The organism is Tindallia californiensis (genome assembly GCF_900107405.1).
Taxonomy (GTDB): domain Bacteria; phylum Bacillota; class Clostridia; order Peptostreptococcales; family Tindalliaceae; genus Tindallia; species Tindallia californiensis.
Window position 1 is genome coordinate 72,494 of record NZ_FNPV01000010.1, and the last position, 26,322, is coordinate 98,815.

Consider the following 26,322-nt stretch of genomic DNA (forward strand, 5'->3'; position numbering starts at 1 on the left):
AGAGATAGATCATTTTTTGTCTCTTGAAAAAAGGCGATAATAACAACTACAAGTTCAGTAAAAGTATTGCAACTAAGGCTTAAATAGCGTATGACTGAATGATTATGCAGCCATTGCGATTAGTTCTAATACTAGCCAAGGTAACGGCAAAGATAACTCTTCTGGCAATACGATATTCACGCTTTGACATATGAACTTCCGTTGCGGTAAACTTTCTTAGTTGATTAGCGGAAGGGTCCAGGCCAAAACAAGCTAATAACTGCTTTGGTTTTTGAACGCACTGAAAACATCAATCTCGCACATGTTAGTTACAACTTAGAGGAAACCGACACTAAAAATTGAGTTAAGAAAACGAATCTGCTTAATAAACTTCTCAGAACTGTTATTGTCCATTAGAGCGTGAATTTGTTTTAAGACTGATTTGTAATAGCAGCATCAAGCTTCGCAATAAGCTCAATCTTCAATGAGATATTTAAATACACTTTCTAAGTTGTACCCGAAAACTTGTGCAGCTTTGGTGGCTCCAACTAGCTTATCGTATTTGATAGTAGCTTCCTTGATCCCCTCTCTAGAAGCTTCAGAAATTTTCTGGATTATAGTTTTTTTCTATGACTACGCAGTATTTAAACAAGCCCCCACCTTTATGGTAAGGAGCTTTTCTAATAATCATATATTTAAACAACAACTTCTTTTGGCTTATTTTTCTTATCTCTTTTGTTTTTCTTAGCTACATATGTTGTTAGTACAGGAACAAATAAAGCAGTTATAATGACAGAAGCTGCGACTTGTGCTGTGGCGATCTCTGCAGTAGCTTGCAAGCTTGGATCTGCTAATGCCACAGCCATTGGTGTAGCTACAGCATTTCCAGCCGTACTAGATGCTGCAGCACCAGCGACTCCTGATCCTCCAGAAGCTTTATCTGATAAAATACAAACACCTCCTGTAATCCCAACGGTCATTAACCCTAAAACAATACCAGGAACACCAGCTTGCACTAACATATTGAAGTTAATTCCTGTACCCAGTCCAAAAGCAAAGAATGGTATAAGCATACTACCGCCAGCCCCTAAAAAACTTCTCATTTCTTCATCTAAGTTTCCGATGATCATACCTAGCACGATGGGTAATACCACGGCTACTAGCGTCATAAATGGAATTTGTGCAGCTCCAGCAGCCCCTAGTGCAACTAATGTAAAAAAAGGCCCATCGTTAACTGAGATGATTGAAATTGCTCCAACATCTGTTTCATCCCCAAATTCTCCAGTTAAGGCAGCATAAAGACCACCATTAGTATTAGTCATGGCTGAAATAATCGCTAAAGGCGCTAAACCAAGAAAACCATTTTCTCCAAAAATGTGCTGAACTATTAATCCAGTAGATACACCCGCTATAAACTTTCCTATGGTAATACTAAAACCTTTTTTTAAAGCTTTCGGTGCAGCATTGAATTTCATTTGAGAGCCCATAACAAATAGAAACACTCCCAAAATAGGCATAGCACCTCCTGCAATAGCTGTAGTGAATCCACCAATTTCTAATACCTCTGGATAAAAGGTATTGATAATGGCACCTACCAAAAGTGGGACTACCATTAGCCCTCCAGGAACTTTTTCAATAGATTTTTTAATTTTCACCAGGTTTTTACCTCCCTTTCATTCATTAACCCTTTTCGTATGTTATCTAAAGCCGAATAATCTAGCGTGCCTATTAAATTAAGTCAACACCATTGAAGTTCGATAACTCTTTATTTATGTCTTCAACGTGGAACATTCTGAAATTTCAAAATACAGCACTTAGTTTCTTGAATTTTGTGAATCTTTTATGACACGTCTTGAAGTTGCGTAATAGACTCCTAGCTTTTATGTGTTGGCATGGTTTATTGAATCAAATTCGTAATATCCCAACAATTTTTGTCATCTCTTAATATTTATCAAGTTAATTCACCATGCCAACATTAGCTAACTTTGAAACTATTGTCACCTTACAAAGATATCATAATAGGTTATCCACTTTGTCATTAATCAGTTACCAGATAAATAACGACCTTCCAATGTCGTCTTTTCCTTCTAATTAAAAAGTTGGTGCGCTCTTATATATTGAAAACTCTCTATGGCCCAATTGTTCCGCTTTTGTATGTTTACCATTTGCAACACTTATTATTTCTTCAAAAATACCTTGTCCTACCTCTTCAATTGTTTTTGTGCCAGCTATAATTTCTCCAGCGTTAATATCTATGTTTGGCTTCATTCTTTCGAACGTATTGTTATTCCCAGTAATTTTAATAACTGGCGCCAGCGGATTTCCAGTTGGCGTTCCTCTACCCGTTGTAAATATAATAATTTGCGATCCACCTGCGACCATCCCTGATATTGATTCAATATCTTGCCCTGGTGTATCCATCACATGCAACCCTTTTTGAGTTGGAATTTCTGCATATTGTAATACATCTTGTACAGGAGCTGAACCAGCTTTGTGAATACATCCTAATGATTTTTCTTCAATAGACGTTAATCCTCCAACAATATTACCCGGCGTGGGTTGTCCCCCTCTTATATCTTCCCCCAGTGCTTTCGCTCTCTCTTCACAGTCACGTACAAGATCTAATAATTTCTGCGAAACTTCTTCGTTTACAGCTCGACGTGCCAAAACATGTTCTGCTCCAATTAGTTCAGTAGTCTCAGAGAGCATAGAGGTACCACCCTTATCTATTAAAATGTCAGATGCAATACCACAGGCTGGATTTGAAGCAAGTCCAGAAGTTGTATCTGACCCACCACACTCAATTCCTAATATTAGTTCACTAACATCAATTTTTTCTCTCGTCTGCTGAGAAAGTATTTGCCCATATTCACGGGCTATTTCACATCCTTTAGCAAAAGCTCCCAAAGTACCACCTTCTTCTTGAATAACAACTGTAGAAACAAGTTTTCCTGTTTCTTTTAATTCTTTTGCTACTTTATGAGGCTCAACTCCCTCGCAACCTAAACCAACAACAATGACCGCACCCGCATTTGGGTGTTTCCCTGCATTTACCAATGTCTTATAGGTTAATTTAGCATCTCCCGCTACTTGACAACAGCCAAACTGATTGTTTATTATAGTACATCCTTCTACCTTGGTAGCAATTTCAGTTGCTACCTGTGTTGAACAAACACTTGTTGGTAATAATAGTACATAATTTCGAATACCTGCTTTTCCGTCTGAACGCCTATAACCATTAAATTCCATAAGATAATACCTCCATATTCTATTAGTAGTTTACAAATCTCCTCTTCCACGTGCACTTTCAACATTATGAACATGTACATGATTTCCAATTTTTATTTCTTTTGTAGCTTTCCCTATGGATTCATTGTATTTAAGAACGTGTTCCCCTACAGCAACATCTCTTATAGCGAGCTTATGTCCAAAAGGAATATTATCATTTGCTACCACTTCTAATACTTCTTCACCTATAAACATCCTTACATTCTCACCTTTCTTCAAATCAACGGTAGCTGTAGCAACGCTATCCGTCGCTGTAATCACAACAGCTTGTTTTTTCATGCGCATTCATCCTCCTTGAGATTTAATTTTTTATCCACTTATTTATATAGCAAAATTCATGCCATCAAGTATTTAATCAGCCATATCAAGGGTTTCCATAAATTTTATTTTCTGACATAAAAAAACCACACAAATGTGTGGTTTTTTTAAGCAGCAGCGCTGCTTAATTAATCACTTTAAGTATTTATCAACCGTAGAACGGTCCAATTCTAGGCGCCTTGCTGTGCGGCTTTTATTGTCGCCCTCCTCCTTCAGAATTTTTGTAATTACCTTTCTTTTTATATCTTTCATTGTTCCTTCTAATATATATTCGCTGTCATTTTTGTTTTCACCTATAAAATCGTTTTTTAATTCTTCCACCAAAAATTCTGCATCCCGTAAAGTAATATAATCACCTTTTGCTGATAGTACTAATCTTTCGATAATATTTTTTAGCTCCCTTACATTTCCCGGCCAAGTATGTTGTATTAACAATGGCATGACATCTTCCGAAAATCCCTCTATTTGACGACCATATTTTTGATTAATAGATCTTAAAAAACACTTCGATAAATAAGCAATGTCTTCTTGACGCTCTCTCAAAGGAATTGTCTGCAACTTTAGTACATTAAGACGATAATATAGATCCATTCTAAATGCTCCTTGTTTTACTTGTGCCTTTAGATCTAGATTAGTAGCAGCAATAATTCTAATGTCAACTGGAATTATTTTATCAGAACCTAAACGCATGATCTGTTTCTCTTCCAATACACGCAAAAGTCTTGCCTGAAGATTTTTATCCATTTCTCCCATCTCATCTAAAAAAATAGTCCCTTTGTGAGCTAACTCAAAGTGTCCTATTTTCCCACTTTTTTTCGCTCCTGTAAAAGCACCTTCCTCATAACCGAAAAGTTCACTTTCTAACAATTGTGATGATAAAGCCGCGCAGTTCACAGCAACAAATGGACCATCTTTTCGCGAGCTTAAGCTATGTATACTTTGAGCAAGTATTTCTTTTCCCGTACCGCTTTCTCCACAAATAAGAACCGTAGCATCGGTTTTAGCAAAGTCTTGTGCGATTATTATGAGTCGTTTCATTTTTTTGTTTTTCGTTATAAAATCTTTAAAGTTGTATCTTGTAACTAAACCTTTAGCATAAAGTTTTTGACGAATCTTTTGTTCTGCGCCTTGAATAGCAGAAACATCTTGGAAGGTTGCCACAACACCTTTAACAGTTCCATTCACCATGATAGGTATGCGATTAGTCACAATATGACCACTGCCTACCTTTTGAATTTTTTGAATATCTCCACTTTTCTTCCTGATTACGTTCATTATTTCGGTATTGGAAATGATACTCGTCACAGGATGTCCTATAACTTCTTCCTTTTTGATTCCAAAAATTTTTTCAGCTATCGGGTTAATAACCGTAATAGTACCTTCTTCATCTGTTGCTAAGACTCCATCATTAACAAAATCTAATACTGCTTCAAATCTTTTTCTTTTTTCTTTTTCTGTTTCTCTAACACTAGAAATATGAATAGCCTCTTCTATAGCCTGGATTATGGCTTCTTGCCCTGATGTAATTAACTTTACGGCAATATTAAGCGATGGTAATTTGCTTATTATTGTTGTATCTCCAACAAGAGCCTCTATTTTATGGATAGAAACTAACTCATTTACTTTGTTTTCAACATGAAGCCAGTCTATTTTAGCTTCATCATTAGGAATGATAATTTCTTGAATCGGTATCTCTAAAATTTCACTGATAGTCTGACAACCTTCTACAACATTTTTATAACCTACTACTCCGATAATGCTTTCATTCTTTCGGTAAGGATATAGACTTTTTAAGAGATCATGACCCGTTACTCTAACCTCAACTACAGGAATACTCACATTTTGCCTAATAATAGATGCTGTTCCTCCACGACTAATAATAACTTGAGCGCCACTCATTTCTGCTTGTTTTGCTGGAACAATACCTTCTTCTAAGTTACCTCTTTTAATGGTAATTTTAGTTTTTGTTTTTTTGCAAACTTTTTCTGTTAGTTTAAAAATCTCTTCATAAGGAGCGATAAAACAAATCTTTTCCAGCTTCCTCACCTCTCTGGCATATTAGAGTCTTAGCATAAAGTTATGAAAATTACTTAATTGAAGTTTTAAATACTAGTTTAGGAGTTCTTTTTAAAGTTAATATTGGTTAGAATGCTAAAACGTCCATTTTTAAGCAGTCAATTGGTCTAATTGTTGAAGCGAGCTCAGTTTTCTCCAAAAACTATGCGTATTACGAGAAAAATCAGTAAGTAAACGCCCCTGCATCGCCTTTTTCAATACTCTTTTAACGTTGATGGCTGCCACTTTAAACGCGAACCACATTTTTGAGCGCAGAAAGCCACGGACAGGCATCTGGTCAACGTGGTATTTGCGTCGTAGCACGGAAGGGTTCTGTAAGCTCTGAGGCGTAATTTCTTTTTTAGGTTTAGCTGTGATGATTCCGCTGTTATTGGTGTGGGTCTGTTCTTCCATTACCCGGATCAGTAGAGAACCGGCTTCTGTGTGCTGGTGTTTTTTTGAGATCAGGTTCATCAGTTGTTTAGCATCTTCAATGGTCGCGGACAGGCGTTGGTTCATGTCTTCATGGCGCTGGTGATAGATTACCTGGTTTTTATGTTCTTCTTTCAGGTAGGCTTGCAAGTTTTGGTTCAGACTTGTTTCGCCTTCTTTGTCAAGTTGCTTTACCAGGTTGGCCACGCAGGTATATAGAATCTCCAGCCGGCTCATTTTCTTGCTTCCAGAAGCGACCATCAAGCTGTCCATTCGCTTTAATGTAGGTTCGATCTTGAGGAATTTTCGAAAGGCTTCGCTTAAATGGATCATTTCATCTTTCAGCAAATCCTCACCAGTATTGCACTCGTAATGGTATAGTCGTTCTCGAAACCGGCTGATGGTACGGTCGCTGAAGGGTTGTTCCTGAAAGCTGGTGGTTCGCAACGCTACTTGAAACCGTATATCACACAGGATGGACTCCAGTAGTTCTTCATCTGTTAGGCCGAACAGTTCTTTAATGATTAATGCGCCAATAATGGCATTAACAAGCGTGTTAGGCCGCGAAGCTGGATTGTCGCTGTAAAGAACGGCAAACCGCTTTTTGTTAATCACAGGGAATACGATATCAGAAAAACCGGCGGTCCAGGATTTCTCAACAAATTCTTTTACACGAGGCGGGAGATTGAGTAATGCATCTTTCATATTATTTTGTTGGACATCATTGGATTTGAACGCCATAGAATCCACCTTTCCGAATCTGTTGAGGTGCTTCAATTATACCATAAACAAGGCGTTAAAGGTTGATATTTCAATATTTTTAAGACTTTCTGCAAGTGTACTAAAAAAACTGTTTCTGTAAGTGTTTAGGACTTTATGGTAGGCGGTTGGGTACGAAAAATATTTTTGACACCTTAACCATATTTTAACCAATTCTTAGACGGATTGCTAATCTATTAGAAGAAAGATCGGAATAATTTATAGATAAGGACTTGCGAATATACTATTCTTAAATTTCGGCCAATAACCAAAGTCAGAAAGACCAACCATGAAAAGTCAAGCATCAAATTGAAAAAAGATAGCAAATCATTTTGGTAATTTATGCATCGAGTAGATCAGCAAAGAGCAAATTCAAGACCTTGGGGATGCTGTTCCCAAAACTCCTGTCCTCGCCGGAAGGCAGGTGCCTGCATGGCAGCCCCCATGAAAAACATACTATTGGCATATTGTATAACAAAAAATATATGATACAATAGAAAAAATATTGCGTATTTAGAATGTTTTAGCTACTTAAATGAAAAGAATATTCAAAAAAATAGGCAATAAATGCGAATGACTCAAAAGAGTCTGAAGGAGTGTTCTTATGTCGATCAAAAAGCAGTTTCCATTAATGATTATTTTCATTCTGCTGATGAGTTTTTTAGCCGTAGGCTTTACAGGAAGTCGAATCGTACGTCAGTTGGTGCAGGATCAACAGTACCAATTGTCGGATTCAATGGCTTCTACTTCTGTTATTGATGTGAATAACTTTATAACCGAAAAAATGGTATACCTGGAAGAATCCGGAGAAACCGTCTTTCAGTTGATCCAAAATGACGTAGATCCTTTGGAGTATGTCACAAAGCAAACACAGCGGGATGAAGACATTATTGCTGTTTATTTCGGATATGAAGATGGAAGTGAGTTTATATCTGGAGATGGCTGGATACCTGATTCGGATTGGGACTGGACACAACGCCCCTGGTATGTGGAGGCGGTAGAGGAAGCTTCGACCATCTTTACCTCGCCTTATATCGATGATACTACCGAAGCTATGATTATTTCCGCCGCCATGCCGGTGTATGATGATTCAAACCGCTTAATCGGGGTGGTTGGCGCCGATATTGATATTAAAACGGTGACGGCGATGATTAGTGAAGCCAATGTTTCTAAGGATATGTCCGTATTTTTGATGGAAACCACGGGTTCCTTAGTAGCTCATCCAGATGATACGTTAATCACGGTGGATCATGTAACCCATTTGGATGAATTATATGCTTTTCCCGATGAAAGGCTAAGAGCGGATGCAGACCGATTTTCAGTCGGTGAAAGAAATGGTGTTCGTGAATTTATGATTGCCAGCGATGTAAACCATATTGACTGGCAGGTTATTACAACCATCGATCCTACCATTATTACCAACGAAGTTACTTCGACCCTTAGAAGTTTAGGGCTGTTATTACTAGGAATCTTTCTGGTTGCTGCTTTGATTGGATATCGAATGAGCCTTCGTATTTCCAAGCCTATAGAAGAACTTTCAAGAATGATTAGGAAATTATCTAATTATGATTTAACCATCGAGGAAAACAGTCTTGCCAACCAATATGCCGAGCGAAAAGACGAGATTGGAGAAATTACCAAAGCATTAACAACCATGCAGACGAATCTAAGCAACCTGATTAAACGCATTTCAGAAAGCGCTGAAAATGTGGCGGCATCTTCAGAACAGCTTACGGCTACCAGTAATCAATCGGCTACAGCGGCCAATGAAGTAGCCAAAACAATAGAAGAAATAGCCCGGGGAGCAGTGGATCAGGCAAAAGATACGGAAAATGGTGCCAGTCATGTTCACGGTTTAGATCAAATGATCCAGTCTAATCAGCAATATATGCATACCCTCAACGATTCAGCCAAAAAGAGCGATGAGCTGAAGAATGAAGGGAGAGCAATGCTTCAGGAAGTAGTTACTAAAACAGAACAAAGCCGCCAGGCGACCCAGGAAGTAAATCAGGTTATTATTGAAACCAACGATAGTGCGTATCAGATTCAAAATGCCAGCACGATGATTAAAAGCATTGCAGAACAGACGAACCTATTGGCACTGAACGCAGCGATTGAATCTGCAAGAGCTGGTGAAGCTGGCCGAGGATTTGCTGTGGTAGCTGAAGAAATTCGGAAACTGGCGGAACAATCGAATCGGTTTACAGAAGAAATAGCGTCTGTTATAGAAAAATTAACCGAAAAAACCGGCAATGCGGTTAAGACGATGGAGTCTGTTAGTGAAATAACCAAAGATCAAACTCAAGGGATCTATGAAACCAATGAGAAATTCGATGGCATTGATAAATCCATTGCCAGCATGGTGTCGGTCATCGGAGATCTTAACAAATCTGGAGAAGAAATGAATAGAAAAAAAGATGAGATCATTGCGGTTATTGAAAACCTATCGGCTGTTTCAGAAGAAAATGCGGCTGGGACAGAAGAAGCCTCTGCTTCTGTAGAGGAGCAGACAGCGGCAATGGATCAAATTGCTAATACCAGTGAAGAACTGTCACGCCTAGCACAAGAGATGCAAGCATCTGTTTCTCAGTTTAAGATGTAGCTATCTGTTTTTATCATTTGACAATCAAAAATTCCCGACAACTCCCGACAACTCCTGATAGGATGTCGGGAGTTTTTTGATTAAAAAACTTTCCTTTCACGAATAAATTCCTATAAGGTATAATGATCATAAACAAGATTCTTAGAGGTGGTAGTCATCAGATTCTGATAAACAGGATGCTTAAGAAATAAGAGAAGAATAAGAGAAGAAAAAAGAGAAGAAAAAAGAGAAGAATAAGAGAAGAAAAGAAGGAGGGAACCATATGATGCAGGAAACCTATTATTCATGGATTTTTAAGCGAAAATCCAGTAGAAAGTTTATCCAGGAAGGACTGAAAGAAGAAAGGATTCAATCCATTTTAGAAGCTATGGAAGGGCTGACACCACTGGAAAGTGATATTAAAACAGAGATTAAGATCATGGATGCAGATTCGATGAAAGGCCTGCTGGCCATAAAAGCACCACATTATGTGCTGATTTACTCTGAAGAAAAACCAAACAACTTGGAAAATGCTGGTTTTCTGTTGCAACAAGTGGATTTGATGTTATCGGCTATGGGCATTGGCTCTTGCTGGCTGGGCTTAGGAAAACCGACGGAAAAAGCAGTAGGAAAAGATGGAATGAACTATGTGATTGCACTGGCCATCGGGCCGACGGCTGAACCAGTTCATCGTCAATCAACAACCGAATTCAAACGTAAAAAACGAGAAGAGATCTATCGGGGAAATCATTTTAGCTCTGTGGTGGAAGCTCTACGACTAGCACCTTCCGCCACAAATAGTCAGCCCTGGTTTTTGGTGGAAGAAGAAAATAACTTGCACGCCTTTTGTGTCAAAAAAGGAAAACTGAAAGCCATGTTCTACGAAGAGATTAATCGAATCGACATGGGCATAGGACTATGCCACTTGTGGCTTGCAGGCCTGGCAGAAGGATACGAAGTACATCTCTTTCGTGAAAGGGCTGAAAAAGAACCAACGCTTCCCAACTACGAATATACGTATTCAGCAAGTTTCAAGAAAAATAAATAAAGCTGGAGGAATATCATGAAAAAACGTTTATGGATAGGAATCACAATCCTTCTTTTTACCACTGGATGCCAACCAACAGAACCAACAGAACCAACAGAACCAGTTTCTACAGAGCAGGAGACAGTAATAAGCGAAGAAGCACCAGGAGGCTTCAGCCCGGATTTGATGGAGAAATGGGAACAGGTGCTGGAGCAGCAAGAAAACAGTGCAGCGGCTATAGGCCTTTTTATCAGAGAACATGGTGCCGAAGCATCGGCACAGGAAATGGAAATGATGATCGAAAAACTGGTACTGCATCAGGCTGGCTTGAAGAATCGCTTTCATCAAAAAATTTATTCCCAGGCCTATATGGAAGCCTTAAATCAAACCATGGGAGGAAAGTTAACACCAGAAAAGATAGTAGACATTGAAGAGGAAGAGGTTAAGAGGGATTATCAGGAATTGGTGGATGCCTACTTGACGGTGGTTCGATACGGAGATACTCCAGCGGTAGAAACCGACTGGGAAGCCCTGAAACAGTACGAAGAGGCTGTAACCCAAAGGTTTTCCCGTTGGATTATACTAAAGGATAAAATGCAAAATCATCGATATGGCAGACAAGATACAAACTACGAAGAAATCATCCAAGATATGATCGAAACAGAAAAAATGATTCAATCCAAAGAAGTTTCCTTCCTAACCTGGCAGTTAAAGCAGCTTTATAATCGTCAGATAGCCGCCTTATTTGTTGGGCCGGAAGGCAGTTATATGGAAACCTTTATTCATCAAGACAACGAGCTATATCAGCTATTGGTCAATAATGCATCAGCGTATCCGGATAGCGGATTTGCCAAGTTGGTACAATCCCTGGAAGAAGCAGAAGCTACGGACAGCATGACATTATATGAGATCATCGAAAATGTTCATATCTTTGGGGTAAACGGATCGGCTCAAATCGTGAAAGAACCTATAGAGGGAGGAGAATCCCTTGGGGATCTTAGGTATCTTCATTTTCCTCAGGATCAAGAAAAGGAAAAAGCCGTCAATCACTTGATTAATGAGATCGCAAGTTCTATGGATCTGCCAGAAGAAGCCATTATGGCTAATTCTTTTTACTTTATGAATGATCATTTCTTAAGTTTTTCCATCTCTGCAACCTATACAACGGAAGAGGGTGCATATCAATTTAAGGAAGAATTTGTCACCATTGATTTGGAGGGATTAGAAAGAGAAAACCTGAAAAACATGTTGGAAGGAGAGGGAGTAACCGTAGCCTTATCCGATATTGTGGACACAGCACCCGAAGATATTGATCAGTTTGTCATAGGTGGATCCGGACTTCACTTAAAATGGCAGGAAGAAGAACAGGAAAATGATACCTATAAGCGGTTGTGGTTTTCGGAACTGGAAAAGCATATGAGTCTGGATAAGTTATTTCAGTAATGGACTCTTTAGAACCTTTAAAATAGCCCTATCTTTAAAGATTCGGCTATTTTTTTGGTTTCGGAATGGACTGGGTTTGAAAAAATAGTTTGTGTGGATCCTTGTTCAAGGATACGACCCTCTTTCATGATTAAAAGATGATCACTGATAGCGTTTATCAGATGAATATCATGAGTGATAAACAGCATGGAAAGGGAAAACTCCCGTTGTATTTTTTGCAATAACTGAATCATCTGCGCCTGTACAGAAACATCCAGCATGGACGTGGGTTCATCAAGAATCAGCAACTCTGGTTGTAAAGATAAGGCTCTTAGGAGTGCCACCCGCTGAATTTGCCCACCGCTGACCTGATGTGGATATCGGGATAAAATGTCTTCTGTCAGACCAAAGAAGGCCAGGCTTTCCCGAATCTTTTGGACAGCTTCTCTTTCCGGGAGGATTCGATGGAGGCGAAAAGGTTCTTTTAGGCTTTCAAGAATTTTTTTCTTAGGGTTTAAGGCTGTATCCGGATGCTGAAAAACCATCTGGATTTTTCTTCTGTAGGGGAGCCACTCTCTAAAACTGAGTTGGTTAAGGGATACGTCTTGGTATACAATATGGCCGCTGTCAATGGGTTGAAGACCGGCAATGCATCTGGCTAAAGTGGACTTTCCGCAACCGCTTTTACCGACCAATCCGGTGGTTTTTTTGGCATGAAGGGAAAAAGAGACTTCTTGGACCGGTGTGATTTTTTGAGAAAAAGGCCAGCTGCGACCATAGGTCTTTGTAACGTTTGTTAATTTAAGCATATAAGAAGCATCTCACTTTCCGGTGGTTTACAGAAAATAACGGTGGTTTTTCCTGTTGGCACAGAGGCTTTTTGTGTGGACATCGAGGGTGAAAAGCACATCCTGTCGGTAAATGGATTAAACTGGGTGGCATGCCGGGAATGGGTGTCAATGTTTTATAAGGTTGGGCTTCAATAAATCCTTTTGTATAAGGATGAAAGGGTTGGGAAAAAAGATCCTGTGTCCGTCCGGATTCCACGATTTCGCCAGCATATAAAACCAGCAGATGGTCGGCAATATGATTGGCAAAAATCAGGTCATGGGTAATCAGTAAAAAGCCGATATGGGTATCTTGCTTCATTTGCTGGAAAATATGATATACCTCATGGCGAAGCAGTACATCTAAGCCTTTGGTAGGCTCGTCGGCAATGATAAATTCTGGTTGTCGGATGGTTGCGGCGGCGGCTAAAATTCGTTGCTTCATTCCACCGCTTAGCTGAAAAGGGTAAGCATCCGCCACTCTTTCCGGATCTGTGAAATGATATCGTTTTAGTTCTTCAAGGATACCAGCTTTAAGATTTTGGCGATGCTTCCCAGCTACTACTTCCCGAAGCTGTCTTTTGATCTTGAGAAGTGGGTTCAGGGAGGTATCAGGATTTTGAGGAATAAGAGCTATTTTTTGTCCTCGTATTTTTCGAATTTCAGAAGCTTTCATCATAAGAAGGTTTTGGTTTTCATAGAAAGCTTCGCCGGAAACCAGGCTATTCTCAGGCAGTAGTTGAAGAAGGGAAAGTCCCAGCACGGATTTTCCGCTGCCTGTTTCACCTATCATTGCGGTGACGCTGCCTTTTTCGAAAGACATGGATAAATGGTTAACGGCTTTTACCAGCCCTTCTTTTGTTTGAAATGCCACCTGTAGATGGTTTACGTCAATACGGTTATTCATCAGATCTCAGCCTTTCTAAAGAAAGGGTTGATCCTTTCTTTCGGAGGTATCAAAAAAGTCTCGAAGTGCATCGCCCAACAGATTGACAGAGAAGCAAAATCCAATGATAAAAATGCCAGGAAAGTACATCAGATGAGGGTCGGTACGCATATAGGTTTTTGCATCAAAGATCATGACACCCCAGTCTGGCTGAGGTGGTTGAAGGCCTAAACCCAGATAGCTTAAAGAGGCAATCGCAATAATGGTTCGGCCGACCTGAGCGGTAAAAAGCACCATAAAAGGGCCAATAATGGTGGGCAGGATATGCCTGAAAATAATATACCCATGACCAGCACCAAGGACTCGAAGACCTTCCACAAAACTTTCTTCTCGTATTTTTAAGATTTCAGCTCGCACCACTCTAGAAAAGTCGGCCCAGGAAACAATTAAGCTGGCGATTAAGATACTCTGGAAGCCGGGTCCTAATATGCCAGCAATAGCCAGCATAAAGCTTAGAGGAGGCAAACTCTGAAAAATCTTTACAAAAATCTGAATGATTTCGTCCAGCCATTTACCAAAATAACCACCAAGAATTCCAAAAAACAAACCAATGATCATGGTGCCACTGGAAGCGACGGTGGCTAAAATCATAGAAGTTCTGCCGCCATAAATAATGCGGCTAAGCACATCCCGTCCCATGGCATCTGTACCCATCAGATGCTCCTTCGAAGGAGGTTGTAAGCGATTACTCATATCCACTTGTACCGGATCGTAAGGAGCAATCCATTCAGCGGTGATGCTCATCAGAATGAGTAAAAGGAGAAAAAGGATTCCCAAAGAATTCATCCATTTTCCAAAGGTGTTTTGCTTCATCCTTGATCACCACCAAGGCGAATTCGTGGATCAATGAGGATATAGGAAAGATCAATCAACAGGTTAAAAAGGACATAAACTACACCAGTAAAAAGGACATAGGCCTGAATCACAGGATAGTCCATGCTCATAATCCCTTCTATGGCATAACGGCCAACACCGGGAATGGCAAAAATGGTTTCTACAATGGCGGATCCACCGAGGATACTACCAAAATAGTTGCCAATAATGGTTATGACAGGAAGTAGAGAATTTCGTAAAGCATGCCGGTAAAGCACAAAAGCTTTGGTTAGTCCTTTGGCATGGGCATTTAAGATATAATTTTTATGCAACACTTCCAGTAAGGTTGCCCGATTGACACGCATAATCACCCCACTGGTTCCGAAAGCTAGTACCAAGGAAGGAATGATCAAGTGGGAAAATGTCCCATAGCCACTGGTAGGCAGCCAACGCAGATGAACAGAAAAGAACATCATGAGCAGAATGGCGGCCAAAAATCCGGGGGTTGAAATGAGAAGCAGGCTGAAGAGCCTGCCTATATGGTCAAACCAGCTATGTTGATAGACGGCCATGAGAACCGCCAAAGGAATCGAAAGAAAGATGACCAGGAGAAGGGCTGAAATGGACAAGGCCAAGGTTTTAGGCAGTCGATCCCGGAATTCTTCAGCAATGGGGATGTTCGTCATAAAAGAGGTACCAAGATCTCCCTGAAGAATCCCCCCGATCCATTGCTGGTATTGTTTGCCTAATGACTGGTCAAGGCCCAGTTCTATTCTTTTTACGTCAATTTCCTCCTGAGTAGGGGTACTCACTCCGTCGGCACTTAAAGCCTCCCGGGCCGGGTCACCTAAAGCGACCACGCCCAGCAGGAAGGCAATTACCGAAACTCCGATTAAAACCGGCAGGGCCAATACTATTTTTTTCAAAGCATAAGGAAGGGCATAGGTCATGGCTATCTCCAGGAAATGCCGGGTAAATCCACTCCATAAACGGTAGCTTCATAATTTTTAAGGGATTTATGATGCGGTGCCAAGGTTACATCATGAAACATCGGCAGGGTGGAAATATCTTCGGCAGAAATGGTTTGTAATTCATTAACGGCTTCTTTGATGAGATCCAGCTCTGTTTCAACAGCTAGCTGAGCCAGCAATTCATCTACACGTTCATTGGAAAAACCCAAACTATAAGCAATATTGGTACTTCCTTCACTGTGCATAAATCGGTTAAAAATGGTCATTGGGTTTAGATCTGGCAATCCTTGAATATGCAAAGAGATATCAAAGTCTCCCTGTGACTGACGCTCTCGAAAAGCGGCACCATCCATGATGCTGATGCTGGAAGGCAAGCCAAGTTCCGATAAGACGGATTGCAGGTATTCCGCCTGTTCTTTATAAGGGTACCGGTCTAAGGCCCAGGAAGGAACAATAATTTCAAGTTCCGGTGTTTGATCACCAAGGACTTCTGTGACCAAGGTCTTGGCTTTTTCTGGATCATAGACTGGAGAAATGGGTTTAGCAAAGGGAGAAGCGGCGTTGAGAATGTTGACGGTAGGTTCTGGATAACCGTTATAAAACTCTTGCACCAGCAGTTCTCGGTCAATGGCTAAACTAAGGGCTTTTTTCATCTTCGGATCATTAAAAGGAAACCGTGTTCCATTACAAGACAAGTAATGAGAAATGGTTGATGGCTGGTAAGAAAGGGCAAAACGATCATCGTCCAATAACTGTTTGGTTAATTCTGGTGTTAAAGCGCCCAAATCTAAAACGCCCATGATTTCTTCGGCTTTTAAGGCAGCAAATCGAGTCTGTGGATCTGGAATAATTCGAATTTGAATATTTTTCACCTGAGCTTTTTCGCCATAATAATCTTCGTTGGCTTCCAGCTTTACATATTGGTTCCTTTCATGTTCCACCAGCCTGAAAGGACCTGTTCCCTGAGCAATCGTCGTAAAATCCGTTGTTTCGTCAAAGGAATCCGGACTATACATGGCACTGCCAAAATTAGCCATATTATAAGGAAGCAAGGCAAAAGGTTCTGAGAAAATCATTTTCACCTGATGGTCCTCTATTTTTTCGATGGATTCAAAATGGGGATATACAGCATCGAAATGGAAGGTGTAGAAGGAGGAACTTTTTCCATGCATGTTTGAATAGCGATCATAATTGGCAATGACCGCATCCGCGTCAAAAGAATGACCGTCATGAAAAGTGACACCTTCCTTTAGGTGAAAAATCCATTCCGTAGCATCTTCGTTGCGTTCCCAATGGGTTGCCAGCTTAGGAGCTGGTTGCTGATCGGGTCCGATGGCTACCAGAGGTTCCCATACGGATAAAATGGAGCTCATGTAAAAAGCATCCTCCGGACCTGGGGCGACATCTCTTGGACCAGCCAACACAACCTCTTTTTCATAGAGATCCTTTTCAACTTCCTGAGTGAGTTCAACTTCCTGTGAGGTATCCGAATCAGCATCCGTTGATCCGCCATGGCATCCGGCTAAGAGTAAAAAGCTCATAAGCCCGAGAAACATCACGGTCCATAATATTTCTTTTCTTTGTTTCATCATGGTACATTCCCTTCTTTCGTCTTTTTTTCTCTTTTTAAGAGTGGAGATGGAGGATGCTACTACATGCTAAGGGCATCAAAAAAGCCCCTTAGCATGGCTACTAAGAGACTTTCTCATCTTAAGTCTTCCTAAAAAAAACGCAAAGGTTCTGCGTCGTCTTTTTCAAGGCAGGTCTCCTGGCTCGCGCATCATTCTCCTCCCAGTCTTCCCAGATTTCTCCAGTGACACTTTAGGGATTCGTCTTCGCTTACAGTGGTGAGTCCGCACTGGTTTTTCACCAGTTTTCCTATTCTCCCTTGTATCCTGTTGAGGATAAGGGCACCTGAAAAGATGATAATAGTGTACCCTTTATGAAAGATCCTGTCAACGGGATGGAACTGGCGGCCAGGTATTTAAGCGGATGCTTACAGCTTAAATACCCACATGGCGGTATCCATTTTGGCGGCCATATCAGATAAGACCTCTGTGGCACTGGAAATTTCTTCCATAGAAGCGGTTTGTTCTTCGACGGAAGCAGAAGCTTCTTCTGTTCCCGCTGCATTTTCTTCTGAAATAGCCGATAGATTTTCCATAATCTGAACCAGATGATCTTTGTTGGTTTCGATGGTATTGCTAGAGGCTGTCAGTTTCTCTACCAGGATACCGGCTTTTTCTACGGCATCGGCAATGTTAGAAAACTGTGTTTCGGTTTCGTCTTTACTAACTCTTTCGATACTCAGTGCTTCATTGATTTCACCCATTGCCTGCACGGCTGTCTGGGATTTTTCTTTAAGTTCTTCAATGATGCCTTTGATTTCGCCAGTAAAGGTGTTTGACTCTTCCGCCAGTTTTCGGATTTCTTCAGCAACCACCGCAAATCCTCGACCCTGCTCACCGGCTCTGGCGGCTTCGATGGCAGCGTTTAGTGCCAGTAAATTGGTCTGATCGGCAATGGCCTGAATCATGCTGCTGGCATTATCGATTTTATCGGCACTGGCCTGGTTGCTTTGAACGGCTTCGCTCATGACGCCTATCAACTGACCGCTTCGATCCATGGTGGCGGACAGCTTATCCATTACGTCGATGCCTTTATCCTTTTGTTGTTGGATTTCTTCGGTAATATTTTTAACGGAAAGCACATATTCCTTATTTTGGGTGAGGGAATTTTCCATTTCAGTTACATTCTGTACAGCCGTTTCCACATTTTGCGCCTGATCTGTTGCACCTTTGGCGATTTCTTCAATGGTTTTTGCCACTTCCTGGGAAGCGGTGGAAGACTGTTGGCTGGTAGCTGTCAATTCCTCTGCTGAAGTAGCCAATTGTTGGGAATGACCTTTGATGTCTTTTACCAACTTTGCAAAATTTTCCTGCAGGGTGATCAAGGAGCGGGTCATATCGCCAATCTCATCTGTTCGGTTCTGAAAGGAATCATTTGCATGAGCTTGATTTTCTGTTAGATCATACTGAGCTAGTCGGTCCATTGCTTGAGAAATATGTTTAATAGGAGCTACGGTTTTTTGTGCAATGCCGACAGACAGCAGGATGACAAGTAGCATTCCCAGACCGCCAATAAGCATATACTGATTCCGAAGACTAATTAGTGGCTGGTAGACCTCGTCTTCATCAAGAACAACCCCCAAAACCCAGCCAGTAGAAGCTACCTTTTGATGAAAAAGAATTTTATTCATGCCGCCTTCCCGGTAATGCTGGACACCTCTTTCTTTTTCTACGGCTTCCTGATAGATGGTGTCAAAAAAAGAATGATCATTAAAATTGGTGTTGATTAATTCCTCAGAAGGATGGGTTAGAACCGTTCCATCTTGGGAAACGAGAAAACCATAACCAGATTCGCCTATCTCTACTTCAGCAATGGTTTGGGTTAATGTATCTAAATAAATATCACTGACAGCGGCACCGGTAAACTGTTGGTTGCTATCATAAAAGGGTGCTGTGGCAGAAACCATATATTGATCGGTATTCAAATCTTGATATACTTCTGTAACGCTTGGTTTACCTGTTTGCTTTGCTTCCATATACCAAAGCCTGTGGGTCATGTCATAGTCCTCCGGTGGAACCCAGCCACTACCGGTAATAAAGGTGCCATCCACAAAACCCAGGTAGTAATGCACCATGTCCTCATCAAAACCTGTAGGTTTTAAGTAATCGGACTCCAGAGTCTCTTCCAATAATCTGTCCATGATAAAAGGATCTTCTACGATTCCGGCTAAAGTAGCTACAGAAGCTACCTTTTGTCCGAGCCAGGCTTCAATATACTGTACCAGAGACTCTGCCTCAGCTTCTCCATCGGCATAAACACCTTCTTCTAAAATATTTCGTGCATTAAAATAACCAATCATAGAAGTAGCAGCAATCATTACAGCAAACGCAATTAAAAGGACCGCTGTTAATTTACCTTTAAACTTCATTATGATGCCTCCTGTCTGTCTTCACTGTATTAGAATGGATGGATGAAAAAGTTCACCTCTTTTCTTGCTTATTTGTTGGAGATACACTCCAATTTCTTATCATAGCAAATAGGGACAGAAGCGTCAATAAAAAAAGGCACTAAGAGTTCCGGATATAGGAACTTTTAGTACCTTTTTTTAAGGATAACGTAATTTTGGCGGATGCTGGATAAAATTGCAGGGGTCCTTTATCGATCATTTTTTTCTCGGTTCACGTGAAAGATCCATGGGTTGACAAGAGGTGGGAGAGAGGATTGTGAGACACCTTATTCCTGTTCCTCGGATTCTTCGTTGGGCTGAGTATAGGTCGCCACAATAGCTTCCAACAGGTTTTCTTCCAGCACTTCTTCTAATGCAGTGGAAACAGTATCAATCAAAGCTGGATCGCTGTCTTTTGAGGCGGCCAGCCATGCAATAGTGTTCATAACCGGCGGCCCAAGGTTAATTTCCTGATCAAATCCTTTGTGATTCCAAATCCAGAGTCCTTCCCATTCAGGAATCAACCAGGCTTGACCTCTATCATTGTAAAGCATCTCAGCGTTAGCCTTGGTATCGGGTGATCCACATACATTCGTAAAACCATTAGCGAACAGAAATTCTTCGAAGGTGGTCCCTTGCTGCACCATCACATTTTCCAAGGATTTTGCACTTTCCAGCGTATGAGAAACACCATCCGTTGAAAGAAACGAAATATCGTAATCAATGATTTCGCTGATCCATACAAAATGCTCTTCTCTTTCATCGATTCTGCCTAAAGGTAGAATGAAAAGATTTTTCCCTTCGCTGACGCTTTCCTGGGCTCTTGACCAAGGTTGGAATTCTACCAGAAAATCCATTTCTGCTTTTTTGCCACTTCTCTGGCTAAATCAACAAGGATCCCGCTATTCGTCGCTTCGATGCAAAAAGGTGGCAGATCGGCTGTGATCAGATGGAAGGTAGGCCGATGGTGCTTGGGAAGCTTTTTATCCGATACTTTTTCTGGAGAGGGCTCATGCTGAGCATTGTTACACCCTAGGAAAAGGATAACCATAACACTGAGAAAAACTATCATAAAAGCACTTTTTCGTAACATTTAAGACACCTCCTGGTTATTAGGATGGTTGTTGTTTAGGAAGGAGAATAGCAAATAAAACTCCCTGATCAGGCTCACTGCTGAAATGGAGCTCTCCGTTTAGTTTGTGATGCACCAGATTATAAACAATGCTTAAACCCAAGCCACTGCCTCCTCCTTTTCGGTCGGTGGTATAAAACATATCGAATATTTTAGGCTGATCTTCTTCCTTTACTCCCTGACCATTATCTTGATAAAGGATGGTGACATCGTCTTTATCTGCTTTAAGTTCAATGGTAATGATTCCGTTTGTTGTATCTCCAAAACCGTGTTTAATAGAGTTCATAATAAGGTTTGAAATGATTTGTGATAAAGCACCGGGATAGGTATTGATACTAATTTCTTTTTCTCCAATCAGATCGATTCGATGATTGCCATTCTTATATTCATGTTTGAGGCTTTTAATAATCATTTCGAAATAAGGATAAAGGCTGACCGAATCCAATTGATCAACCTTTTGATCAATGGACACTTGCTTAAAACTTTGAACCAAGTCAGCACTTCTATTAAGATTATTCTCTAAGATTTCCAAGCTTTCTTCCATTTCAACAAAATAATTTTTTAAGTCTCCTTTGGTCATGGTGGAATCCTTTAGAGACTGAAGCATATCCTGATGAATGGAATTGATATAAGAAAGAGAGGATAAAGAGACTCCAAGGGGAGTGTTGATTTCGTGAGCAACCCCACCAACAATTTCTCCAAGAGAAGCCATTTTATCCATTTGAATAATATGATTGGTAGCGGCTTGGAGTTCCTGGGTTCTTTTTTCAACCCTTTCTTCTAGCTCTTTGATGATGCCTTTGGAGGTCTTAATAAAAATCAGCCAAAGCAATAGAAGGATAATCAAAAACTGGACAATATTTCTAAAAAGTGCCTGACGAAGTTCTTTTTGAATGTAAAAAGGGGTATAGCCATATTCAAGGATTCCGATAGGACGAGAACTATAACTAATGATAGAAGAACGATAAATCATATGTTCCTCTGGAATAGGGTCCTCAGAAACTTGATGATAAAAAACTTCCCGTTCATTAAAATCGCTTATGCGTACTAAAATCATATGCTGATTGTTTTTTAAGGCATTTCCTGTAGAAGTGATGGTGCCTCGGTCAAAAGCCCATAGACTGCTGGAAAGTGTATTTTCAGACAGTTCGACGATGCTATCAATTTCATTTTCTAATTGATAAATCTGGCTTCGATATTCAGATAAAAAACTCACGATATTCGAAATCGTAAAAAGAATAATAATGAGTAAAAAGGCTGTTTTCAAGAAAAGATTCTCCCTCTTGCTGCTGATAGCTCCAGGTATTCGATCAATAAGACTTTTCAAAAGAATCCCTCCCTACGGCTATTCCTTGTTTTTTTCTACAATATCGATAAATTGACGCTTGTTATCTGTGAAAATCCTTACTATTTCGGGATCAAAATGGGTGCCAGCCTGACTTTTAAGATAATCCATGGCGTCCTCATAAGCCCAGGCTTCTTTATAACATCTCTTACTAACAAGGGCATCGAAAACATCCACCACTGCCATCAACCTTCCGTAGAGAGGAATACGTTCACCTGCTAATCCTTGCGGATAACCGGTACCATCGTATTTTTCATGATGGTAATGGGCAATGGTTGCGGCAATTTTAAAGAGATAATAATCGACATTTTTGAGAATGTTGTAACCGATCCTGGTATGATCTTTTATTTTATCAAACTCTTCAACGGTGAGCCTGGAAGGTTTTTGAAGGATGGCATCACCAATGCCAATTTTACCAATGTCATGGAGGGCGCTGGCAATTCGAATGTCTTCGGTTTCGGTTTCGTCAAGTCCATATAAAAGAGAGAGTTCTTTCATCATACTCGATACTCTTCGGACATGATTGGAGGTTTCGTGGCTATGACGTTCAATGGTTTCGGTCAAAGTGAAAATAATGGCTTCTTGATTTCGGACAACCAACTGGTTTAAGTGAAAATTGTCTAGAGCAAGGGCGTAATTATTAAGGAAAAGTTGAATAATATGATAGTCGTAGACACCTTCTACGGTTTCTACAAAAAAATAAAAACGGGTGCCACGTTGGCCTTTATTATAAAAAAGAAACCCATGCTCTAAGAAAATCATATTGTTATTGTCTGGGTGTAGATGTTTCATTACAATATAAAGATCTTTCAGTTCCTCAATTGTTGACAGGTCTTTGTTGATATGATGTTTATACTTTTCGGTGGCGGTGATTAACCGATAGTCGTCACCTGTTTTTTCATAAATAAACCCTTCCGGCTTTAAATGCTCACAATGGGAATCCGGCTCGCTATATTTTAGATAAAACATTTCCAGCTCATCTAATAAAGTGCTCAAAAAATCGTCTAAAGAATTTTGCGAAAAGAGTTTATTACTTACTTTTACAATTCTCTCCAGAGCGGTTTTGTTTTTTTCCAATAAAGTAATATCTCGATAGGAACGCAGAGCCGAATAAATGCTGGTAAATAATTTTTGTTTGGTTAACTCGGTTTTTAGCTTGTAATCGTTCACATCGTAATCTGTAATCACTTTTTCTTCCGGTGCTTCGCCAGGATGGCCTGTTCGCAATATGATTCGTGTATTAAAGTTGCCTAACTCATTTCGAATAAATTCTACCACGCGAAGGCCGGTGTCTTTTGTGTCCATCACCACATCTAATAGAATAATGGCAATATGTTTGTTTTCAGTTAAGGCTTTTTTGGTGCTGTCTTCATCATAAGTGTGGATAAATTCCAAACCTTGTTCTTCAAAACAGAAGCCTTTTAGGAGAAGCTTTGTGACCGTATGAACATCTTCATCATCATCAGCAATAATGATTTTATAGGTACCCTTAGGGGACGTTGATTCAGCAATGGTACTTTCTTGATCGTCTTTTAGGAAATCCAAGTCAAAATAGCTATCCTCCAAGCCTGGTTTTTTATTCACGATGATCCCTCCTTGGGTTTTGTAAGTACATCTGGCGAGGTTGAAAAGTGTTCTATCTCAACATTATACCCTTAAAGGATTGAAAGTTAAAAGTTTTTTGAAATAATAGACAAAGTGACGTTTTTCTTGCCCCTTTGTCTATTATTTAGTATATGTATTTAGAATGCGTTGATAAGTTCCATCGTCTTTCATTTCTTGAAGAATTAGGTCGAATTCTTTTGCCAGATCCGCATAATCTTTTTTTCTGGTAAAGGCCAGATAGGCAGCAAAGGAATCTAAGGGAGGCGAAAGTTCCTTGACCTTATCGGTTTTTTCCATTTCCTGCAATGTGTTCCACACAATATAATTAGTGTTCATAAACAGATCGATGCCACGATGATGAATCAGCCTTTCGATAGCTTGCTCTGTGGAAGCAGAACGGTCATCAATGGTAAGGATATTGTCTGGGTCCGATTTTTGCAGGGAGATATACCCACGAATCGTTCCGATGGTATATGGGCGGAGGCTCTCTAAAGTGCCATCAAAGGTGATGTCAGAATCCGCAGGAACAAAAAAGACATTTTCTTCATAAAGGAGAGGCTCTTCCGGGAACAGATAGACACGATTTCTTTCTTCTGTAAAATAAGGGCTAAAAAAAGCATCAGCTTCACCTTCCGCAACTTTTGCCTGAACTCTGGCCCAAGGAAGAAGTTCTATGGATATTTCATGATCCATTCGGTCAAAAACTTCACGAATAACATCCGGACTGATGCCTTTTATTTCCCCATCTTCTTCGTAAGAAATGGGAGCAAAATCTTCTTCTCCTAAAATTCGGATAACCTGATCAACGTGAGTATTCTGATTATCCTTATCATCTTTTTGATCCTGTTCAGCACTATCCTGCTCTGAAGCCATCTCATTATTTTCCTCATGGATAGTGTCCGGATGACCACATCCTGTGATAAGGAGAATACTACACAGTAAAAGCACCCGCACTGGTGAAAAAAATGATTGATAAAACATCAATACGCCCCCTTTTTACGGCTTAGAATGATGGAGTTCAAAGATCGTTCAAGCGTGTTAAAGACCCTCAACAAAAGATTCTTCATGAAGGTAGTAAGTTATTACCCATTTAAGAGTGAAGCTAATATTTTTTCTTAGAAGCTCATGCAAAAGGAATTACCTTATTTGCTGGATTTACAGGTATAATTAAGGCATAATAAAAGCAGTGGTCATATGGGTATGAGGGGCATGCCCGCTTATTAGAGAGTCAGCTCAGCGTGAGGCAGGAGGCGGTGTCATACGTGATAACCGATTTTCAAAAAAATGCAGACGAAGGATCGGTTTCCTTTCCTTTTCTTCTTTCAATTTGCCTTGAAACATAAGCCGTTGAACTACGAAATACCAAGACCTAAAAAAAAGAACAAGCTTCCTGAAGTCTTAAATAATGAAGAAGTGATTGCTGTTTTAAGCAAAGTGAGCAATGAGAGTCTTAGAAAAATAAAGAGTCCGTTGGATAGGTGGTTGGAAGAGTAAAACAAATGGGCTTTGCACTGTTACAGAAAGAAGTTGGTATTAGCGAACCAAGGTTCGCTAATACCTATTGAAATGGGAGGTAAAGCGAACTGAGTGGCGGGAATAAGACGTTAGGTGAAATTTAACCAAGCAATTTTAACTTTAAAAAATACATAAATGGGAGGATATCATGAGTTCGTGGTTAATAAATGAAATAGTCCGTATAGATGGAGATAGACCTAATCATCATTTTGCTACATTAGGTACAATAAATTGGATAAAGGCATTAAGAATATATTGTGAAAATCAACGATTTAACTATTCAAATATTAAAGAATTTTATGATGATATTAGACCCAATAAAAGTATTGGAAAAGAACAAGAGATCGCCTCATTTGAGCATCTTGTATTTGGTATACACTATTTGTCTGCAATGAAAGAATTAAGTAAAGCTGATTGTAAAACAGTGATAATACGTTCCGCAATAGTTACTTGGTACTATAATATTTATTATTGTACAAAAGCGATGCTTGTTGCATCAACAGGTAATGATGCAGAAACACACTCAAAGATTGCTAAAATGTATCATACAGATCTAGTTAATAAGGGAAAAATTATTGAACCATTTCATTGGACTGTTGAAAGTCTTGTACCAAATGATTATAAAGCTGAAATAGAGGCTCTCAAGAATGGTAATCCTTATGATACAAATGATACACCTAAAAATGAATACGAAGCACAAGGTGTATTGCTGTCATATTTGAAAGGTACTGCAAAAAGAGAATCAGAAATTTCGCAAGAGAATATTAAAAAAAGTCAGGAATTCAAGAATCTCAACGTTAAAGATTTTAGAAAAAAAGTAGGAAGAGAACTTCGCGACAGTCAACTCAAAAAAAAGAAAGTAAATTTTTTGAATCAAAGCTTCAGATTTAGAGGAAAAGCTAATTATCGCGATGGAATATATCTTACGTATGATAATAATTATATAAGTGATGATGTAATGTCTATTTTCCTAGATGATTTGACTGCAGTTGCAGAGGCATTTACTTTAATGAGTTATGAATTTGTCAGAAAAAGTGTACGATCTAAGAGCTGGGAAAATTTTCGTAAAGACTACGATGAAAATAATAAAATCAAATTTGATATTAATGAATTTATTCAAAGTAGAAAGTATTAGGAAAAGATTAAACATCACCTAACACGTCATTTTCCTACATTCCTTCCGATGTCACAAGTCTTGCGAGGCAAGCCTTGCGCCACTTTTTCCGCTAAGGCGTTAAAAGGAAGGAACGTCGGAAACTGCGGAAACGTAAGGCGACAGAATCAATTAGTTT

The 26,322-nt window shown here is 39.9% G+C and carries 20 protein-coding genes and 1 riboswitch; of the genes, 4 read left to right on the plus strand and 16 right to left on the minus strand.

What is annotated here, in order from left to right:
• Positions 1-674: 674 nt before the first annotated feature.
• From BLV55_RS12920 to BLV55_RS14815, 5 genes are all read right to left on the minus strand, one after another.
• Positions 675-1,634 (minus strand): 2-keto-3-deoxygluconate permease, encoded by a 960-nt coding sequence (locus BLV55_RS12920; RefSeq protein ID WP_093315130.1) that lies wholly within the window; start codon positions 1,632-1,634, stop codon positions 675-677.
• A gap of 436 nt (positions 1,635-2,070) precedes the next feature.
• Positions 2,071-3,228, minus strand: a complete 1,158-nt coding sequence (locus BLV55_RS12925; protein ID WP_093315132.1) for a UxaA family hydrolase — start codon at positions 3,226-3,228, stop codon at positions 2,071-2,073.
• 30 nt (positions 3,229-3,258) lie between these two features.
• The gene (locus BLV55_RS12930) at positions 3,259-3,546 is read right to left on the minus strand and encodes a UxaA family hydrolase (protein WP_093315134.1); all 288 of its coding nucleotides are present in this window, start codon (positions 3,544-3,546) and stop codon (positions 3,259-3,261) included.
• Between the two features lie 171 nt (positions 3,547-3,717).
• Complete coding sequence (locus BLV55_RS12935; RefSeq protein WP_093315136.1) at positions 3,718-5,631, minus strand: sigma 54-interacting transcriptional regulator; 1,914 nt, start codon at positions 5,629-5,631, stop codon at positions 3,718-3,720.
• A 120-nt stretch (positions 5,632-5,751) separates the two neighbouring features.
• Positions 5,752-6,813, minus strand: coding sequence for a transposase (locus BLV55_RS14815; RefSeq protein WP_242870129.1), 1,062 nt, complete (start codon positions 6,811-6,813; stop codon positions 5,752-5,754).
• Between the two features lie 622 nt (positions 6,814-7,435).
• Here BLV55_RS14815 and BLV55_RS12945 point away from each other — a divergent pair.
• The 3 genes from BLV55_RS12945 (at position 7,436) to BLV55_RS12955 (ending at position 11,882) form a co-directional block, all read left to right on the plus strand.
• The gene (locus BLV55_RS12945) at positions 7,436-9,433 is read left to right on the plus strand and encodes a methyl-accepting chemotaxis protein (RefSeq protein WP_093315138.1); all 1,998 of its coding nucleotides are present in this window, start codon (positions 7,436-7,438) and stop codon (positions 9,431-9,433) included.
• Between the two features lie 262 nt (positions 9,434-9,695).
• Complete coding sequence (locus tag BLV55_RS12950; protein ID WP_093315140.1) at positions 9,696-10,460, plus strand: nitroreductase family protein; 765 nt, start codon at positions 9,696-9,698, stop codon at positions 10,458-10,460.
• Positions 10,461-10,475: 15 nt separating this feature from the next.
• Positions 10,476-11,882 carry a hypothetical protein gene (locus BLV55_RS12955; protein ID WP_093315142.1) on the plus strand — a complete coding sequence of 469 codons (1,407 nt, stop codon included), beginning with the start codon at positions 10,476-10,478 and terminating at the stop codon, positions 11,880-11,882.
• A gap of 17 nt (positions 11,883-11,899) precedes the next feature.
• Here the strand turns inward: BLV55_RS12955 and BLV55_RS12960 are convergent, their stop codons facing one another.
• The 11 genes from BLV55_RS12960 to BLV55_RS13010 all read right to left on the minus strand — a co-directional run bounded on the left by BLV55_RS12960 (position 11,900) and on the right by BLV55_RS13010 (position 24,496).
• Positions 11,900-12,670, minus strand: coding sequence for an ABC transporter ATP-binding protein (locus tag BLV55_RS12960; protein WP_093315144.1), 771 nt, complete (start codon positions 12,668-12,670; stop codon positions 11,900-11,902).
• A complete protein-coding gene (locus BLV55_RS12965; protein WP_093315146.1) occupies positions 12,663-13,595 on the minus strand; it encodes an ABC transporter ATP-binding protein in 933 nt (310 codons plus the stop codon). The genes BLV55_RS12960 and BLV55_RS12965 overlap by 8 nt, the downstream gene beginning before the upstream one ends.
• A 15-nt stretch (positions 13,596-13,610) precedes the next feature.
• Entirely contained in the window at positions 13,611-14,447 is an 837-nt protein-coding gene (locus BLV55_RS12970; RefSeq protein ID WP_093315148.1) for an ABC transporter permease, read from the minus strand.
• Positions 14,444-15,397 carry an ABC transporter permease gene (locus BLV55_RS12975; RefSeq protein WP_093315150.1) on the minus strand — a complete coding sequence of 318 codons (954 nt, stop codon included), beginning with the start codon at positions 15,395-15,397 and terminating at the stop codon, positions 14,444-14,446. The genes BLV55_RS12970 and BLV55_RS12975 overlap by 4 nt, the downstream gene beginning before the upstream one ends.
• Before the next feature lie 2 nt (positions 15,398-15,399).
• Complete coding sequence (locus BLV55_RS12980) at positions 15,400-17,010, minus strand: ABC transporter substrate-binding protein (RefSeq protein ID WP_093315152.1); 1,611 nt, start codon at positions 17,008-17,010, stop codon at positions 15,400-15,402.
• A gap of 149 nt (positions 17,011-17,159) precedes the next feature.
• Positions 17,160-17,351: riboswitch (cobalamin riboswitch) on the minus strand.
• 63 nt (positions 17,352-17,414) lie between these two features.
• Positions 17,415-19,415, minus strand: coding sequence for a methyl-accepting chemotaxis protein (locus BLV55_RS12985; protein WP_093315154.1), 2,001 nt, complete (start codon positions 19,413-19,415; stop codon positions 17,415-17,417).
• A 305-nt stretch (positions 19,416-19,720) separates the two neighbouring features.
• Complete coding sequence (locus BLV55_RS12990) at positions 19,721-20,290, minus strand: type 2 periplasmic-binding domain-containing protein (RefSeq protein WP_093315156.1); 570 nt, start codon at positions 20,288-20,290, stop codon at positions 19,721-19,723.
• Positions 20,275-20,526 carry a hypothetical protein gene (locus tag BLV55_RS12995; RefSeq protein WP_093315158.1) on the minus strand — a complete coding sequence of 84 codons (252 nt, stop codon included), beginning with the start codon at positions 20,524-20,526 and terminating at the stop codon, positions 20,275-20,277. The genes BLV55_RS12990 and BLV55_RS12995 overlap by 16 nt, the downstream gene beginning before the upstream one ends.
• Before the next feature lie 19 nt (positions 20,527-20,545).
• Positions 20,546-21,892, minus strand: a complete 1,347-nt coding sequence (locus tag BLV55_RS13000) for a sensor histidine kinase (RefSeq protein WP_093315160.1) — start codon at positions 21,890-21,892, stop codon at positions 20,546-20,548.
• Positions 21,893-21,910: 18 nt separating this feature from the next.
• Positions 21,911-23,494, minus strand: coding sequence for a response regulator (locus BLV55_RS13005; RefSeq protein ID WP_093315162.1), 1,584 nt, complete (start codon positions 23,492-23,494; stop codon positions 21,911-21,913).
• Positions 23,495-23,635: 141 nt separating this feature from the next.
• Complete coding sequence (locus tag BLV55_RS13010) at positions 23,636-24,496, minus strand: substrate-binding periplasmic protein (protein ID WP_093315164.1); 861 nt, start codon at positions 24,494-24,496, stop codon at positions 23,636-23,638.
• Between the two features lie 682 nt (positions 24,497-25,178).
• Here BLV55_RS13010 and BLV55_RS13020 point away from each other — a divergent pair.
• Entirely contained in the window at positions 25,179-26,165 is a 987-nt protein-coding gene (locus BLV55_RS13020) for a hypothetical protein (protein ID WP_093315168.1), read from the plus strand.
• Positions 26,166-26,322 lie beyond the last annotated feature (157 nt).